Annotated in this window: 15 protein-coding genes; 13 read left to right on the forward strand and 2 right to left on the reverse strand. The window is 69.3% G+C overall.

What is annotated here, in order from left to right:
• Positions 1-3 precede the first annotated feature (3 nt).
• From ABZW18_RS00255 to ABZW18_RS00275, 5 genes are all read left to right on the forward strand, one after another.
• Positions 4-2,058, forward strand: coding sequence for a hypothetical protein (locus tag ABZW18_RS00255; RefSeq protein WP_356179832.1), 2,055 nt, complete (start codon positions 4-6; stop codon positions 2,056-2,058).
• 32 nt (positions 2,059-2,090) lie between these two features.
• Positions 2,091-2,285, forward strand: coding sequence for a hypothetical protein (locus ABZW18_RS00260; RefSeq protein ID WP_356179835.1), 195 nt, complete (start codon positions 2,091-2,093; stop codon positions 2,283-2,285).
• A 605-nt stretch (positions 2,286-2,890) separates the two neighbouring features.
• Complete coding sequence (locus tag ABZW18_RS00265) at positions 2,891-3,430, forward strand: winged helix-turn-helix domain-containing protein (protein ID WP_356179838.1); 540 nt, start codon at positions 2,891-2,893, stop codon at positions 3,428-3,430.
• Positions 3,427-3,951 (forward strand): transposase, encoded by a 525-nt coding sequence (locus ABZW18_RS00270; RefSeq protein ID WP_356180116.1) that lies wholly within the window; start codon positions 3,427-3,429, stop codon positions 3,949-3,951. The genes ABZW18_RS00265 and ABZW18_RS00270 overlap by 4 nt, the downstream gene beginning before the upstream one ends.
• 86 nt (positions 3,952-4,037) lie before the next feature.
• Positions 4,038-4,508, forward strand: a complete 471-nt coding sequence (locus ABZW18_RS00275) for a DUF5959 family protein (protein WP_356179841.1) — start codon at positions 4,038-4,040, stop codon at positions 4,506-4,508.
• 319 nt (positions 4,509-4,827) lie between these two features.
• Here the strand turns inward: ABZW18_RS00275 and ABZW18_RS00280 are convergent, their stop codons facing one another.
• Positions 4,828-5,541, reverse strand: a complete 714-nt coding sequence (locus ABZW18_RS00280; protein ID WP_356179844.1) for an NUDIX domain-containing protein — start codon at positions 5,539-5,541, stop codon at positions 4,828-4,830.
• Between the two features lie 1,394 nt (positions 5,542-6,935).
• A complete protein-coding gene (locus ABZW18_RS00285) occupies positions 6,936-8,270 on the reverse strand; it encodes a hypothetical protein (RefSeq protein WP_356179847.1) in 1,335 nt (444 codons plus the stop codon).
• 376 nt (positions 8,271-8,646) lie between these two features.
• Between ABZW18_RS00285 and ABZW18_RS00290 the strand changes: the two genes are divergently transcribed.
• The 8 genes from ABZW18_RS00290 (at position 8,647) to ABZW18_RS00325 (ending at position 16,271) form a co-directional block, all read left to right on the forward strand.
• On the forward strand, positions 8,647-9,912 hold the full coding sequence (locus ABZW18_RS00290) for a TfuA-like protein (protein WP_356179850.1): 1,266 nt from the start codon (positions 8,647-8,649) through the stop codon (positions 9,910-9,912).
• A complete protein-coding gene (locus ABZW18_RS00295; RefSeq protein WP_356179853.1) occupies positions 9,899-11,047 on the forward strand; it encodes a YcaO-like family protein in 1,149 nt (382 codons plus the stop codon). Before ABZW18_RS00290 ends, ABZW18_RS00295 begins: the two co-directional genes overlap by 14 nt.
• Positions 11,044-11,928, forward strand: a complete 885-nt coding sequence (locus ABZW18_RS00300; RefSeq protein ID WP_356179856.1) for a class I SAM-dependent methyltransferase — start codon at positions 11,044-11,046, stop codon at positions 11,926-11,928. The genes ABZW18_RS00295 and ABZW18_RS00300 overlap by 4 nt, the downstream gene beginning before the upstream one ends.
• Positions 11,925-12,938 carry an NAD(P)H-dependent glycerol-3-phosphate dehydrogenase gene (locus ABZW18_RS00305; RefSeq protein WP_356179859.1) on the forward strand — a complete coding sequence of 338 codons (1,014 nt, stop codon included), beginning with the start codon at positions 11,925-11,927 and terminating at the stop codon, positions 12,936-12,938. The genes ABZW18_RS00300 and ABZW18_RS00305 overlap by 4 nt, the downstream gene beginning before the upstream one ends.
• A 68-nt stretch (positions 12,939-13,006) precedes the next feature.
• A complete protein-coding gene (locus tag ABZW18_RS00310; RefSeq protein ID WP_356179862.1) occupies positions 13,007-13,360 on the forward strand; it encodes a hypothetical protein in 354 nt (117 codons plus the stop codon).
• A complete protein-coding gene (locus ABZW18_RS00315) occupies positions 13,347-14,201 on the forward strand; it encodes a hypothetical protein (RefSeq protein ID WP_356179865.1) in 855 nt (284 codons plus the stop codon). The genes ABZW18_RS00310 and ABZW18_RS00315 overlap by 14 nt, the downstream gene beginning before the upstream one ends.
• Before the next feature lie 436 nt (positions 14,202-14,637).
• Positions 14,638-15,621, forward strand: a complete 984-nt coding sequence (locus ABZW18_RS00320) for a hypothetical protein (RefSeq protein ID WP_356179868.1) — start codon at positions 14,638-14,640, stop codon at positions 15,619-15,621.
• Complete coding sequence (locus tag ABZW18_RS00325) at positions 15,618-16,271, forward strand: hypothetical protein (protein ID WP_356179871.1); 654 nt, start codon at positions 15,618-15,620, stop codon at positions 16,269-16,271. The genes ABZW18_RS00320 and ABZW18_RS00325 overlap by 4 nt, the downstream gene beginning before the upstream one ends.
• The last annotated feature ends 84 nt before the right edge of the window (positions 16,272-16,355 follow it).

Here is a 16,355-nt window from a genome sequence, read left to right on the forward strand (position 1 = left end):
ATCATGACGACACCTACCGCGCCGGTCCCAACCTCGGCAGTTCTGCCTGCCCCCTTCCTCCCGCCGAACCCCTCCGCGGATGCCACCGAGGCCGAGCTGGTGCGCCTGGCCCGCCTGGGTCTGCGACATGGCCCGAGGAGGTCCCGGGCGCTGGACCTGGAGGGCCCGCCGCCCGCCGGCCCGCGTGACCTGCTCGGTCTCGAAACCGCCATGGCCGGCGTCCACGCAGACGCAGCGCAGGATTACTACCTCCCGCATCCCTCATGGGTCGCCATACAGCAGATCCACGCGCAGGCCGACTCTGTACTGCAGCAGCTGAATGTCAGGGCGGAGCGCATGCCTCAGCTCGCCGTCCAGGCGGCTCACATCACGGTGCTGGCCAGCAGCCTCATCGAACGGCACGCCGCCGAGATCAGCACGTATCTCGAAACCCACCAGCAGCACGCCACCCCAGGCGCCGCGGCCATGGGCATGCTGAAGCAGGCGGCGGAGCGGAACGCGGCCCGGGCGGCGGGCATCGACCCGGGCACAGCCCTGAACACGCCCAAGACCTTGGGAGCGCACCTTCGGAAGCTGTCCAAGGCCATCCAGCAACTGCCGCCTCTCCCAAGCCCGCCGCAGAACACCTCTGGCAGGATCGACCAGGACGAAGCTCTGCTGGACACCGCCCTCACCATCGGCGCACAGGGTGACCCAGACCTGGCTGAGGCCTCCCATGTGATGTCCGCGCTGAGCAACCTCGGCCAGGCAGCTGCCCAGTCACGCCTGGTCCTCGACGTCCGCCTGCACGGGACTGTCGAGACAGCCCAGCTGCGCGGATTCGAGATGATTTCATCACTTGCCCGCAAGGCTGTCGCACGCTACGACAACCAGGGGCGAGGCGACGACGGCCGCCGCGCGATCGCCGCACTGGTCCACCACCTCGCGGAGCAGCGCCTGGAGCGGATGCGCGGCACCCTCGCAGAGAACGAACGCCGCAGCCACGGGTACTACTACGACAACGGACCTCGCGACCCTCACTTGGACACCCTGTTCGAGGAGTCACGCACCCTTGGAGACGCTCTGCGGGCGAAGTTCCTGACGCCGCAGGACCGGACCGACCTGCAAATCAGCTTCCTGCTGACCCAGAACGCCATCGGGAAACGCATAGGCATGGGATACCCGATGGACGCGAACTTCCCGCCCAAGCAGTGGGTGGCAGGGATGGAAACCGACACTCCAGTCGAGACACGGATCGCCCTCATCGACGCCCTTCGCCATCGCGTCGAAAAGGCCAAACGCCACCCCGACGCACCCTTCCTCAAGCAGGCAGCCAACCGGTTCGCCCTCGAGATCGCCGGCCCTGCCGAACTCAGCCGTGATGCGCTGGACGCAGAGATCACCGCACAGAACGTAATCGACGTCGCCCAGCACCTGGTCCACAGCGACGCATTGGCCTCCCCGCTCGCCCTGGCCAGCACCCCAGAGCTCGGGCTGACCCATCCGCAGGCGGAACGCGCCCTCCACGTACTCCACACCCTGAACGTCGTCGGCCCACGCGAAGGTATCCAGCCCCGAGCCACCACAGCAACAGCCCCCGACCTGCCGACCCGGCTCAACGATCTGGAACAGCGGCTCCCCGAACTCCTCCAAGCACAGCGCCCCCCCGCTACGCCTGATCAGGGTCGGTCGCTCCCTGGCAGTGCGGCCAGGGAGCCTGAAGCCACGCCCAGGCCGCCGGAATCCGCGGCGCCGGAGCGCCCGGAGCGTCCTGCACCGCGGGGGCCCCGGCCGGCACTGCCACGGCGGAGGCGAGGCGATGACCGCCCAGGACCGGCCAATATCGCCCGGCCACCGCAGGCTCCCGCGGGCCGGGGGAGCGAGAGCGATGTCGCGCAGCTCCTTGAGGCCAGGGCCCCCGAGATTGCGGGTCGCAGCCAGACGATCATCGAGGACGGCAGGCGGCGCACCCCCGCTTCTCCCGCGCCGGCAGCCACCCATGTGAAGCCGGTCTCCCCAGCTGACGAAGCACAGCGCCAGAGCCAACCCCAGCCCCCCGCCGCGGGTGTAGCCCGCTGACACCCCCCGCAACCCAGCCGAAGGAGCAAAACGTGACAACGCACGAGCCATTGGTGACCGAGGAGAAGGTCGACCAGGATGCTGTCCGAAGGCGGCTCACCACAGAGGCCAGGCGCCTGGCCCAACTGCGACAGGCTCGTCAAGCCCAGGACGAAGCCCGGGATTCCCAGCAAGGAGACGAGCGCTACGCGGAACTGCCCAAGCATGGCCCGTCGGGGATTCGTTGACGGGCGCACTTCCCCGGTCTGACCGGTCGCCGCTGGACGGATGAATTCAACACGTGAGCCGTGACGGCACGCAACGCTGTAGGTCACCGCAACAGCGGGGCATCCAGCTCGTGCCTGGCTCCTGGGTGAAGGGCACGCCTTTCTGTTGCACGAGCCCTGTCGCTGGCAGCAGCGGAGGAGGCACAGGCGCCGGGGGGCAGCCGCCGCAGGGGCATCTCCGTGCGGAGTCGCAGGGGTTCGAGACCACCCTGGCAGGGCGGAATAGAAGCTCCAGGCCATGCGCGAGGCCACGAACCGCAGCACCAGCATCAGCCTCGGCCCGACATCCGCCGTGCGACAGGAAGATCAGTCGGGGTGGCATCCTTGCCGGATGCTCGTTCCCTCCACCTCCCCGACAGACCCGGCGACTTGAGTGCGTACGCATCGAAGACCCCACGGGGTGCCACCAGTGGTCGGGCGTTCCTGGAACGACCCCGGAACGTGGCTCGACACCGAAGAGCCGATTGATCTTCAGCGCACGCCATCGAAATAGTTCGGTTACTGAGCTTGAACTCATGGTGTCGTGGGGTGCTGACGGTTCTTGATCCCTGCGCTATGCCGTGGGTATGCGGTACGCGCAGGGCGGCGGGCTGACCGCCGAGCGACGGGAGTTCCGTGAGCGGTTACGCCTGGGGGCGTCTGACCGGTTCGCGCGGGGTGAGACGAACATGGTGATCGCCAAGGATCTGCGGGTCAGTGTGCGGTCGGTGCAGCGGTGGCGGCGGGCCTGGCGGGAGGGCGGCACCCGTGCCCTGGCCTCAGTCGGCCCGGCGTCTTTGCCCCGGCTCGGTGGCGCCCAGTTCGCACAGCTGGAAGCGGAGCTGGCGAAGGGGCCCGTGGCTCACGGCTGGGACGACCAGCGGTGGACACTCTCGCGGATCAAGACAGTGATCGGCCGCCGGTTCCACAAGGGCTACACCATCCAGGGTGTCGCCAAGATGCTGCGGCGGAACGGCTGGTCGTGTCAGGTGCCGGCCCGGCGGGCGGTGGAACGCGACGAGGACGCGGTGGCCACCTGGGTGAAGGAGACGTGGCCGCAGGTGGAAGCACCGCGGCGGCGCTCGACGCCTGGATCGTCTTTGAGGACGAGGCCGGAATGTCGATGACGCCGCCGACCGCCAGGACCTGGGCACGGCGCGGCCGCACCCCGGTGGTCAAGGTCCGCGGCCGCTCGCGCCGCCGGATCTCGATCGCCGCCCTGACCTGTTACAAACCCGGCGAGCGCTCGCGTCTGATCTACCGGCCCCGCCTGGACAGCCGGCCGGACGGGCGCAAGAGCTTCGCCTGGACCGACTATCGCGATCTGCTGACCGTCGCCCACCAGCAGCTCGGTGGCCCCATCGTGCTCATTTGGGACAATCTCAACACCCATCTGACCTCGGGTATGCGGGAGTTTGTTGCCGCCCGGGACTGGCTGACGGTCTACCAGCTGCCGTCCTATGCACCCGACCTCAACCCGGTTGAGGGCATCTGGTCCCTGCTGCGACGTGGCTGGTTATCCAACGTCGCCTTCACCACACCCGAACACCTGATCCGCACGGTCCGACACGGCCTGCGCAAGATCCAGTACCGCAGTGACCTCATCGACGGCTGCCTCGCCGGAACCGGTTTGGCCGTCGGGGCGTGACCCTCACTGTCCTGGGCCGTCTGCGTCGTCGACGTGTCGATGGGAGAGGATGCAGCTCACCCCACCGTAAGAAAGCGAGTGTCGCGATGACGGAACCTGCCCCGGCGGATCTGATCCACCTGGAGGACACGGACGGGAACCGCTGCATCGTACGCGTCACTGGCCGCTTCCAGCCGGGCGTACTGACGGGCCACGACATCCTGCGCGCCGACGTGCTCGTATCCGCCAGCTTCATCGACGCCCGGCTAGACGTCTACCTCTTCCAGCGGGACCTAGACGCTTGGCAGCGGGACCTGTCTGACCTCGCCCCAGGCCGGCAAGCCGGTATCGGAGGGGATCGTGGCCTGAGCCTCGCCCTTCGCGTGCACGAAGACGGCTGGCTGTCGGTCACGGTCGAAGACCCGGACCGTCTCACCGCGCTCCTGGGAATCCGCCCGGAAGAGAACTGGGTCAATGACCATCAAGAGCGTCTGGAACAGGTAAGGCAGACCTGGCCCAGTGAAGTCATCGAGACGGCGCCGATGGCCTACGAGTGGAGCCCCAGCCGCAAGCGCTGAGGTGTGCCACCTGTTGCTCTGGCCGACATCACGAGTTCAAGCTCAGTAGAACCTGTGTCCGCTGCCCTGTTCTCATCGTCAGTCCTACCGAAAGGCCCCGGCTCGAAGAGATCCGGAACAATCTTCACGACCGGATCGCCGAAGCACGCCAGCCCCACACCACCGCAGAAGAAAGATCACACAACTCGACGCACGACAGCAACGCTAGAATCGCCCGTGTTCCTGGGGATCCCCGCATTCGACCAGATTGCAGGCCGCACCAGTCAGTAAGAGTTGGCTGGACTGCAGGCTGCCCCTACGTATCGGCGGACGACCGGCTCTAGGTAGTCCACTTGCGACACGACCCACCGAGGTCCGCCAAATCGGCCTCAAAGTGAATCAGGGCCATCTGGTCAAACTCCGGCTCACGTCCCAGTGCTCTCTCCGAGGACACCAGAGCTGCGAACCGCTGCTCCAGCAGCTCGGCCGGTCGGCTCGGAGCGCGGAACAGGAAACCAATGTTCCCGTTCTCTCCGCGCGTGACAAGCCACAGGGTCAGATCCTCGGGTGGCGTGTCAACACCCGTCTCTTCGACAAGCTCCCGAGCAGCATGGCTGCGCAGCACAGCCACATCGAGCGGCTCGTCGTGACGCGGCGGCTCCACGGAACCGCCGGGCAGTTGCAGTCGACCAGGGGCGGCCGTTGACGACGACATGCGCCCCACCAGCAGACGTCCATCATCTGTCGGCTGTAGGGCGCAGACGAAGAGGGACGGCAGGGAGGTGGCGCCCGGGACCCGACGCAGGGCGTAGTGCCGGTAGGTCACCCTTGCCCAGGTGACGGCCAAACTGTGTGGCCCGTCCCAATCCAGCCCGGCGCACGCCACCGCTGGCCCGTCGAAGAGGGACGGGTTGGCCTGGACCGCCTCGTCCCAGACACGGTTCATGGCCAGCCGATCTTCGGCCGACAGTCGAGGCGCATCACCATCAATGAAGCGGAGCCGGTGAACATCGAGGAGTTCCACGCCGGTGGGTTGCAGCGGTGGGTTGGTCACGGGCTCAGGCTTGCACACCACTGAACTGATTGGGGTTCTGACCAAGAGTTCGGAGAAGTTGGTTTTCACTTCCGTGCTTCGCGTCGGCCGGCATCAGTGCTACACGAACAATTCGCGGCTCTGGTGTCCACGGAGACCGCACTGGGCCAACACCCAAAATTCGAACAGATCGCCGTTGTCCGCGGTGTCGGCGAACTGGCGGACCTCGGTGCGCTACAGGTGGACTACCTGGAGCCGTCGTCCGCCGTTACACGGAGGCAGTCCCACCGGTTGATTCGTGATACCCGGTGAAAGCGTCCAGAGCGAGTCGGCAGCTGTTGTGCACTCTTCCAACGACTTCCGCCGATCCGGACAGCGCCGGCCTTGCCAGTGCGGTTCTCCGGACTCGTGAGCATGCGCCACTCTGCTGCCGACGGCTGCACCTCCGTTCTGGCCATGGGGGACCAGCGGCGGCGACATGCCGCGGTGAGTGCTTCCGCGCCTGTCGTCGCTGGCACCGGTCCGACGCTGTCGGGATCCCGGCCAGATCCCCGAGAGCAGGACTTGTGGAACGCACACCCGGCTGCCCCCTTCTGATAGCCCCGCGGCAGGGTGGCAACACAGGCCAACCGTCCGCAGAAGCGGTGATTGCACCTGTGGTCGAGAACAGTTGCTCCGACTACCGCCACAGGCTCCTCAAGCCAGGCCCGACCCGGATCGCGGGGCCCCGCCGCGGGGAAACCTGATCGGGGGCGGCTCCTTTCCGCGCCCTGGAGCTCGGGTTCACCGTCGCATGCATGGTGCGGCCGAGGCCGGCGGCTGGATAGCCTTTCGTCATGGAGAGTCCCAGCCCAGCCCACGACTGCCAGGGAAGCCCCTGGTGCCAGAGCGCCGAATACCCGGACATCCCCAACGGCCCTTACACGCCGCCGGGTCAGCCAGAGCGCGACCGGGCAGCGTGGGGCGGAGGTGACGGCCGACACCGACCTGCGCACCCTGCCGCCGCGGCTTCGTGAGCACTTGTCGCTAATGTGGCTCTTCGTTCGGGCTCGCAGCCGCGGCTACAACGACTTTTGGGACTTCAGCCTCGAACCGTTTCAGACGGGAGTCCCGCTCGGACCGCTCTCGACCGTGCAGGTCTACGCCTCCGACCCGGTCGGCGAGGAGTACAGCCCGAGGGCAGAGCCGCCAGCGGGCCGGGCCGAGCTCCGCGCTCGGGTCAGCCCGTACTCAGCCGCGGACGCTGCGGCACCCATTGCTGCATTCGCTTTCACGGAGCCCCCCGATCGGCTACCTCGGGCACATTTCCTTGAGCGGAAGCCCGCACAGCGACTGATCCAGTGCCTTCACGAAGAGGATGCCGGACGAGCGCTGCTCTCACGCGATCACCGAGGGCAGAAGGACTGAGGGACGGCTTAGGCGGCGAGGACGTCGCGCAGCTCGCGCACGGCGACCTCGCGGTGGTGATAGGTGGGGATCGAGCGGTACAGGTCCATTGCGCGCCGGTGAACGAGTCCGGTGCGGTAGTCGGCCGGGAGGCTGTCCAGGACGGCGACCGTGCCCTGGCACGCCTGCTCGGTGTCGCCGTCGTGGTGGAAGCAGGCCGCCCCGTCGATGGTCAACAGGGAGCGGGTCATGGTGCTGGTCGGCGCGGACAGTTCCAGCGCCCGCTGCTGGCTCTCGCGAGCCGACCGGGTGTCGCCCAGCGCGGTGAACGAGTGAGACAGGTGGACGTGGTGTTTCTGCTCGCCATGGGTCAGCCACGTGTCGGCCCGCGCTCCGGCGTCGAGCCGCTCCATGAAAGCGTCGGCGGCTGCGACCGCCTGGCGGGCCTGTTCGGGCTGGTGGGACAGGGCGTAGGCGCGGGCGGCGACGGCTGCCGCCAGGGTCGCCGCAGCGGTCGGCCGGTTCCCGGCGGCCTGCCGGGCCTGCTCGGCGAGGAGCGCGGCGGCCTGCGGGGCACCGTAGTTGAGCGGGACCATCGCCTCGCGGGCCAGCACCCACCCATGCAGCTGGCGGTCTCCGGACTCCTTGGCGGCCGTGGAAGCGGTGGCGAACCATTTTCGGGCCTCCTTCCTGGCGCCGAGGTCGTGCAGCACGATCGCGATCATCCCCGCCATCTGCCCGGCGGCGCGGCACACCCGGATGCGCGTGGCGACCGGCTGAGGGCTGTCGAGGAACGGCCGGAGGTCGGCGAAATCGCCCGCGATGTCGGCCAGAACCCGGGTCGGGGACTGGCCGTGATAGCCGTAGCCGTACGCCTCGGCAGCTGCCTCCAGATCGGAGAGGTCGGCCGGGGCGGTGTCGGCGGCGAGGGCGAGGTCCAGCGACTGGCGGGTGTCGGTCAGGGCGGTGAGCGCCGTTCCGGTGAGGCCGGCGGCGAGCGCGCCGCGCAGCAGATGGCGGCGGTTCATGGGGTCCTCTCCATCGTCGGACTCCGCGTGGGGTGTAGGGGAGCTGTGCTCCCAGGGTCGCGCAGCAAGGCCCAAAAGGGCACCGGGAATCCGAAGTGCGTCCGCAACACGCTCGATTGTGACAAGCGTGGTCACCCTCGCCTCGCCCCGCGCGATCTTGGAGACCCGCTCGGCCTTCATGCCGCACGCCTCACCGATCCGGTAGAAGCTGATCTCGTTCTCGCGAGCCATGGCGAACACCGCCGTGAAGTCGCGGTTTTGGACGGCACGGACGAATGACGGATCGGTCAGCAGACGGTGCGGAACCTGGGCTGGTGACGGCCGTAAGTCGTCCACAAGTCCCCCTCGGACCTCGTAGCGTGACGGAGCGTCGGCCCAGACGATACCCCCACGATGGGCCCCCATGGTGGGGCTTACCAGTCGCGGCGGTCTTGGCTTCACTGGCGGATGTCAAAGGCCGAGCCGATCGGCCGCTGAATCGCTTCCGTAGGAGGAACCCCATGGCATCCAAGTCCCAGGCCGCCGCCGCCAGCACCTCGGCGTCGACGCAGGAGACCGGGGAGATCACCGGGCCCGTGGTGGTCGCCGTCGACGTCGAGGACGAGGAGTAGTCCTCTCTCGCATTCGCGTGCTGACCTGGGCGTCCCTCCCTTCTCATGGGTCCTGTGGGCCCGGGGAGGGGCGCCCCTCGTGCTTCATCGTGGAGGTCGCAGTGATTCATGTGTTCGTCGGGCCAACGCTGCCGAGGTCCGAGCCGCAGCTTGCCGCGCCGGGCGTATGGGTGTGGCCGCCGGCGGGGCACGGGGACCTGTTCGAGACCGCGATCCGCGGCGGCGACACGGTGGTGCTCATCGACGGGGTGTATCACCAGGCGCCAGCGCTGCGCCACAAGGAGATCCTGGCCGCGATGGGCCGGGGGGTTCAGGTGATCGGGGCGGCGAGCATCGGCGCGCTGCGGGCGGCCGAACTGGCGCCTTTCGGGATGCTCGGCGTCGGCACCATCTACACCGCCTATGCCCGGGGGGAGATCGACGGCGACGATGAGGTGGCGGTCGGGCAGACCCCGGACGGGGAATGGGACGCGCTGACCTGGCCGATGGTCAACCTCCGGCATGTCCTGGAGCTGGCCCGGTCCGCTGGGGTGCTCGATGGCGAGCGGGCCGCCGGGCTGCTGGTGGCGCTGCGCGCGGTCTACTACCCGCAGCGCACCACGGCCGCGGTGCGGGCCGTCTGCCGCCGCCAGGGCGAGACGGAGTTCGCCGGGTGGCTGGCCGAGCGGCGCGAGCAGGACCGGCACTTCGGCGACCTGAAGCGCGCCGATGCCCTTGCGGCCGTGCACGTCGCACTCGACGGCCGGGCGCCGCAGGTCGACGCCCAGACGCCGCCTGCGGTGTGGGAGACGAGCTACTTCCGGCGCTGGTCCAACGCCTTCGCCCGCGACCGCGTTGACGGGCTGGAACTGTCCACCGAGGACCGCCTCGTCTACCAGCAGGTGTTCGACCCGGCGTTCCGCGAGACGTGGGCGGCCTACCTCGAACACCGCTCCCTCCACCCGGCCAACGGGCCGGGCTTGCCGCTGGCGGAGCGGCTGGCCCAGGTCACCGGCGGAGACCTGCCCGCCGACCGCGTGTTCCACCCGGCGATCGACCTGCGGGACGAGGCGACCGTGGCCCTGCTGCTGGCAGGCGAGACCGAACAGGACCGCCAGGCGGTGGCCCGGTACGCCACCGCCCTCGCGCGCGCCCGCCGCAGCCTGCCCGGGTTCTCGACCGCAGCGGTGCGCGACGACCTCACCCGCCGGCTCCTGCTGCAGGTGTGGCAGTGCCCTGAGCAGCATTTCGACGCGGAGGCGTCCGCGCGCGGGCTGGCCTGCGGGGCGCGCGCCGTCGAGGCGGCCAAGCGGCTCATGCCCGGGCTCCTGGACGAGGAGATGACCGAGACGACCGAGCGGACGGAGGCCCCCCGTGGTGGGCGTTGAAGATCTGGTGGCGCTGCCGGGCACGGTGCGCGCCCGGACCCCCGATCAGACGTGGGAGGCGGTGGCCGGACGCCTGCCGGACTACGGCATCACCCGGGTCGCTGACCTGACCGGCCTGGACTGCATCGGGCTGCCGGTCTGGACGGCGATCCGGCCCGCCTCGCGGACCCTGAGCACGTCCCAGGGCAAGGGCACCACCGACCTGCTGGCGAAGCTGTCGGCGGTCATGGAGGCGATCGAGCTGTGGCACGTCGAGCAGCCGCTGCCCGTCGCGGCCCACGGGCCAGCCGAGGACGTCGCTCCCGACTGCCCCGTGACCGCGCTGCCGCTGACCGTCCCGTACCCCGAACACATCCTGGCCCGGATGGTGTGGGAGTGGACGCCCGGCACCGGCCTGGTTGGCGGCGAGAAGGTGCTGCTGCCGGTCGATCTTGTCCGACGCCGGTCGCAGCGGCCCGAGTGGAGCCCGGATCTGCTGCGCGCGACCAGCACCGGCCTGGCGTGCGGCAACAACCGGGACGAGGCGCTGCTGCACGCGCTGTTCGAGATCGTGGAGCGGGACGTGCTGTACCGCGACGGGCAATCCGGCGGGCGGCTGCGCACCCTCATCGCGCCCGGGACGGTCGATGACCCCCACGGTCGGGAGGTGATCGAGCGGCTGGTGGCCGCAGGCATGGCGCTGGAGGTCGCGCTTGTGGACGGCCCGTACGGACTGCCGGTGTGTGTGGCCTACCTGTGGTCGGAGGACTATCCGGTCGTCTTCGCCGGCGGCGGCTGCCACAGCAACCCGGCGGTCGCGCTGACCCGGGCGCTGACCGAGGCCGTGCAGTCCAGAACGACCGCCATCGCCGGGATGCGGGACGACCTTCCAAGCGACCCCAGCAGCTTCGACATCCCGCCCTTCCGCCCGGCGCAGACCACGGGACTCGCGCCGTGGCCGAAGGTGACGGACCACTTCGCCGCCGCCGACGGCGGCTTCGCCGAACAGGCCGGGGACACGGCGCGTCGGGTCGCACACGTCACCAGTTACGAGCCGGTGGCCCTAGACCTGTCCGACCCGGCTGATCCGGTCCACGCCGTGCAGATCGTCTGCCCCGGTACCCGCTCACGGATCAGGAGGTCGATGCCACGATGAACCCCACCACCACGGCGGCACCGCCCGCGCCCGGCAAACAGCGCTCCGCCCAGTACGACGCCTTCCACGCCGCCCGCGCCCGCACTGCGCTGGTCGCCCGCATGTACACCGCGGCGATGGGAGAGGACTACCCGGCCGAAGTCGCCGCCTCCAGCTCCTGCGACTGGCCCCTGCTAGGGCTGATGACCGCGCGGCTTTGCATGTGCCCGGGCCAGCTCCTCGTAGACGCCGGCTGCGGCACCGGCGGCATCGGAATGTGGCTGGCCCGCGCCCTCGCCCTCCGCCTGGAGGGCTTCGACCTCTCCCCGATCGCCGTCGCCCAGGCCGCCGCCCGCCGCCCCCACTTCTTCGGCGACGGCATCGACCGCGCCGCCTTCCGCGTCGCCGAGCTGGAGGCCACGGGCCTGCCCGACGGCCACGCCCACGGCATCGTGTGCGTGGACGCCCTCGGCCGCGCCGCCGACCGGGACGCGGCGGTGCGCGAGCTCGGCCGCGTCCTGGCCCCGGGCGGCCGACTGGTCCTGACCCGGTCGCTGCGGCGCGGCGCAACACCGGCCTGGCAGGAGCAAGCCCGTGCCGCCGGGCTCACGGTGGAGCACGTGGACGAGCGCCCCGCAGAGCCCGAGATGTGGAATCGGCTCTACCGGCTGTGGATCGACCACGCCGACGAACTGCGGCGCGAACTGGGCGAGATCCAGGCACAGAACATGCTGCGCGAGGCTCACCAGGTGCTACCCACACTGCCCGGCCGTCGCGCCGTCCTGGTGACCCTGCGGCGCCCCGCGGACGCCCCTGCGGCACCCGGCGCGGCCGATAGGATGACCGGGCCCGGCCGCCACCCCGGCGACAGGCCCACGCCCAACGAGAGGACCGCGCAGTGAACCAGCACCGTTCCGCCCGTGCGGCGGTGTTCTCGGCCGGGTCCTGGGGCACCGCCGCCGCCAAGATCATGGCCGACGCCGGCACCGCCGTCACCGTGCACGCCCGCCGGAACGAGATCGCCGACGCGATCAACACGGTTCACCGCAACCCCGGCTACTTCCCGGACGTCGAGTTGCCCGCCTCCCTGACGGCCACGACCGACCCGGCCGCCGTGCTGGACGGCGCGGACTACCTCGTGCTCTCCATCCCCGCACAGTCTCTGCGGACCAACCTCGCCCTGTGGGCGCCGCACATCGGACCCGACACAATGATCGTGTCGCTGATGAAGGGCATCGAACTGGGCAGCGGGCTGCGGGCGAGCCAGGTCATCACCGAGGTGACCGGCGTCTCTGCTGACCGGCTCGCAGTGCTGTCGGGCCCGAACCTCGCCCGCGAGATCATGACAGGCAAGCCCGCCGCCGCCACCATCGCCTGCCCCGACGAGGACGCCGCACGCCGCGTCCAGCAGGCGTGCCACACCCCCTACTTCCGGCCCTACACCAGCACCGACGTGACCGGCTGCGAGCTGGGCGGCGCGGTGAAGAACGTCATCGCCCTCGCGGTCGGCATCGCCACGGGCATGGGCCTGGGCCACAACGCCGCAGCCATGCTCATCACCCGCGGGCTGGCGGAGACCACCCGGCTGGCCACGGCCCTGGGCGCCCACCCGGCCACCCTCGCCGGTCTGGCCGGCCAGGGCGACCTGGTGGCCACCTGCTTCTCCCCGCTCTCCCGCAACCGCACCTTCGGCACCCACCTCGGTCACGGCCTGAGCGTCGAACAGGCGACGGCCGCCACCCGGCAGACCACCGAGGGCGTCAAGAGCGCGGAGGCGATCCTCGCCCTGGCTCATGCCCACGACGTCGAGATGCCGATCACGGAAGTGATCTCCGCCCTGCTGCACGAGAAGGTCACCCTCGACGAGGCCGCGGCCGCGCTGATGCAGCGGCCCCCCAAGCCCGAGCGCTGACTCCTGGCGCCCCGGTCGCGGGGCTGACCGCCACCACCTTCACCCTCCCATCTCGGAGGCTCCTGCCCATGCATATGTCTGTGCTGTCCGCTGTCCAGATCGCCGTCACCCTCGCCCTGATGACGTGGATGATCACCGGCTTCACCCGCCTGCCTGGCCGCTGGCTGCGCTGGAAGATGTTCTGCCGGGCCACCTTCACCATCATCACGCTCACCGGCACCAAGAACGGCCGCACCGAACCGGTGAACGTCTATGACTATCTATCCCCTGGCTCCTTCATCCTCGGTCCGCCTCAGCTCCAGGCAATCATCAACTACCTCACCCGCAGCGGCCGGTACGACAGGCTCGACGGGAACGGCCGCGTCCTGTCCGCCCGGGGCGAGCAGCCCATCGAGGTGAGGGACAGCCATGTGGTTCTTTGACGCTCTCGCCTCCGGCTTCCAGCACCCCACCGACCCCGGACGGCTCCAGCTGTTCCGCATCGTCTTCGGCACTGTCCTTGCCCTGCGGTTCGCCCTCTCCATCGGCCAAGGCGGCTGGGACCGGTTCGCCCCCGGGTCGCTCAGCTCCCACCTGGCAGAGCAGCGCTTCGGCCCCACACGGGCCAGCCTCCTCGCCTACGCCTACCGACCCGTACTCATCGCCCGCACGGCCGCCGCCCTCACCCTGGCCTCCGGTCTGGCACCCCGGCTGTCGCTCCTGCTGGTCCTGGCCGGAGCCGCCATGGAACTCCTCTACCTCAAGAGCCCCAACGCCATCCGCTACACCCTGCTGACCGGAGCCAGCCTCTTAGCCGCCGGCGACCTCGGCCACGGCCTCAGCATCGAGCACGGCCCCAGCACGGCCAACACCTGGGCAACGTCCCTCCTCGTACTGATCACATGCGACATCTACTGGAACAGCGCCTGGCAGAAACTCCGCTCTCCCCAATTCCGTACTGGCCTCTACCTCGCTCAATGGATTCACGTCTACGCCCAGGTCAAGGATCAGCTGCCCTACCGGCGCCAGCACGCCGTCCCCGGCTTCGTCCGCCGCTACATGGGCAACCTCACCGACCGGGACGTCCGCCTCTGGCGCCTGGTCGCGGCCACCGCCATCGCGATCGAGATCGCACTGCCCCCCGCGCTGCTCATCCCGCAGACGATGCCGTATGCCGTGGTCGTCGGTATCTGGATGCACACCGCCTTCACCTGCCTCAAGCCCCGCCAGCTCATCACCTTCTCCGGCCTCACCGTCGGCACCTACTTTGCCTTCGCCACCTGACCCGAGGCGGTGGACGCGCGGCCAGGCATCGGCGGCGGCCAGCTCGAAGAGTGGCTGGTGGCGGTAGCCGCCGACCGGCAGGGAATCTTTCCCACTGTCGTCGACTTCTGCCCTCCGTGGGCAGGGCGGTGACACGCCGGTGGTGGAGCCGCTTCGTGAGCGTGAGGCTCTCGGCGTAGAGATTCGCGCTCACGGTGGCGAGGGCATCGAGTTTCCCTTGGGTCTCGGTGAACTGGCTCTTGCCTGGCGTAGCTGCTCGCGGAGTTCGGCGATCGTCTCGTCGCGCCGGACTTAACCCGGGTGTTCGCAGGACCGGGCGGGCGGCTACGCCCGACGGCAGGACCCAACGCGGGCGCATCCAGCAACGAAATCATCTGCATCGAGCAATGCAATCAAAAATGCATCACGCTATGCACTTTGCGGTTAGGGTGCTTCCATGCCCGACACCACACCTCCGACGCCGGCTGTGTACTTCGACTCGCCGGCCGAGGCGTACGAAGCCCTGGTGACCCTCCGGGACGAGCGCGCTGTCTATGACGCGGTCCGCAACGGACTGGTCCTAGGAGCCCTGTCCGTCTTCCCCGCCCACGGTGGCGTGAGCCTGGCCGCCCGTGCCATCGGCATGACACGGCCTACTATCGATCGCATTCGCACCGCTGGGCGGCTCGTCCCCGTTGTGACCGAACGGCACCACCCGGACCTTCTGTCCTACGCCGAAACGCTTGCGGTCCGGGCCGACCGGTCCGACTCGGAGGCACGCGGTACCGCGGACAAACAGATCCGCGAACGCCTCTATCTGACCGAGACCTCGCTACGTTCGCTGGCCAAGCGGATCGAGGACTGCCCGCCCGACGACATTGAGATTCACGCCCTGGTCGCACACCTGCGCATGGAAGCCAAGCACCTCCGCAGCGGCACCGTCGACCTGTACGAGGGGCGGGTACGCCATGACCCGCGCAGCATCGAACTCGGCTCGCTGTCCGCCGATCTCTACGACGAGGTCGCCGATCAGCTCAACCAGATGCGCCTGCATGGGGATGCCGCGCTGGATGCTCTCGACGGGGCACTGCTCGATGAGGCCCGGCAACGCATGCGGGCCGCGAACGAACAGCACATGGTCCAGCTGTTCGCCGGCGAGCGGTACGTCACCGCGGTCCGCACGGGCACGACGGTGCACGGCGATGAGGACGCGGACCAAGCCGCCGTCACCTTGCTGACTCTCGCCGACCAGAAGCGGGCCCTCGAGCGCCAGGCAGCGGAGCTGGCCAGTGAGGCACTGGAGCTCGTCGACCAGGAGGCTGGCCTGGACGCACTGCGCCGGGCCGCCGCCGCCGACGCCGGCGTGCGCCAGGCACTCGAACATCTTCTCGGCCAGGACGCAGCAGCCGCATTCCTCACCCAGAACGGGGACCGATCATGAGCGCAACCCTCCCGCCGCTCTTCTCCCACCGTGTGCCCGCTGAGGCGCTCAGCCAACTGGAGCCGTGGCTCAACCCCGGACCGCCGCGCGACAACCTGCACGACTCCTACAACATGGCCTGCACCCTCCTGGCCGCCGCCACGACGGCCCTCCGCCAAGACCGGGACGAGGACACCGAGGAGGACCTACACGGGCTAGTCATGCAGCGGGCGTACAGCAGTGGTCGCGCGGTCGGGGTGATGACGGAGACCCTCGGCACCTACATCGGCATCCCGCTCTTTGCCGGCCGCGTCGCCTCTGAGGCTCTTCGCGTCCGGAGCCAAACCGACCCCTCGACAGCATGTGACGAGACTCTGCGGGACCTCCTTGACACCGGGATCAGCCGACTGTGGGAAGCCCCCGACATCCCACTCGAACCGGGCGGCGAGAGCGTGCTGCGCGGGCTCGCGATCATGCGCCACGTCAAGAACCTCGGATACGAGCGAGAGATCCCGGGACTGGACGTGTTTGGTCGCACCGTTGCCTGCCAGCCGGAGCGCTACCAGCCGCACCTGCGCACGTTGAACCGAGCCGTCTTCACCCAGCACGTCCGAGGACGTCACCAGGCTCCACGATCGCCTCTGGCGCAAGCATTGTGTGGCCTGCTGTGAAACCAGGACCTTGCCGATTCGGTCCCATCCCCGCGAGGACAGAGGGCGTGTGCTGGCTGCGCGCCTGACCGTCTCTGCGACGCA

The sequence above is a fragment of the Streptomyces sp. NPDC004647 genome, assembly GCF_040609575.1.
Taxonomy (GTDB): domain Bacteria; phylum Actinomycetota; class Actinomycetes; order Streptomycetales; family Streptomycetaceae; genus Streptomyces.

What these genes read in the sequence shown, in the direction of transcription:
- ABZW18_RS00315 (WP_356179865.1), top strand. Translation starts at nt 13,347, where the DNA reads ATGTGGTTCTTTGACGCTCTCGCCTCCGGCTTCCAGCACCCCACCGAC.
- ABZW18_RS00255 (WP_356179832.1), top strand. Translation starts at nt 4, where the DNA reads ATGACGACACCTACCGCGCCGGTCCCAACCTCGGCAGTTCTGCCTGCC.
- ABZW18_RS00320 (WP_356179868.1), top strand. Translation starts at nt 14,638, where the DNA reads ATGCCCGACACCACACCTCCGACGCCGGCTGTGTACTTCGACTCGCCG.
- ABZW18_RS00300 (WP_356179856.1), top strand. Translation starts at nt 11,044, where the DNA reads ATGAACCCCACCACCACGGCGGCACCGCCCGCGCCCGGCAAACAGCGC.
- ABZW18_RS00265 (WP_356179838.1), top strand. Translation starts at nt 2,891, where the DNA reads ATGCGGTACGCGCAGGGCGGCGGGCTGACCGCCGAGCGACGGGAGTTC.
- ABZW18_RS00270 (WP_356180116.1), top strand. Translation starts at nt 3,427, where the DNA reads ATGACGCCGCCGACCGCCAGGACCTGGGCACGGCGCGGCCGCACCCCG.
- ABZW18_RS00325 (WP_356179871.1), top strand. Translation starts at nt 15,618, where the DNA reads ATGAGCGCAACCCTCCCGCCGCTCTTCTCCCACCGTGTGCCCGCTGAG.
- ABZW18_RS00310 (WP_356179862.1), top strand. Translation starts at nt 13,007, where the DNA reads ATGCATATGTCTGTGCTGTCCGCTGTCCAGATCGCCGTCACCCTCGCC.
- ABZW18_RS00275 (WP_356179841.1), top strand. Translation starts at nt 4,038, where the DNA reads ATGACGGAACCTGCCCCGGCGGATCTGATCCACCTGGAGGACACGGAC.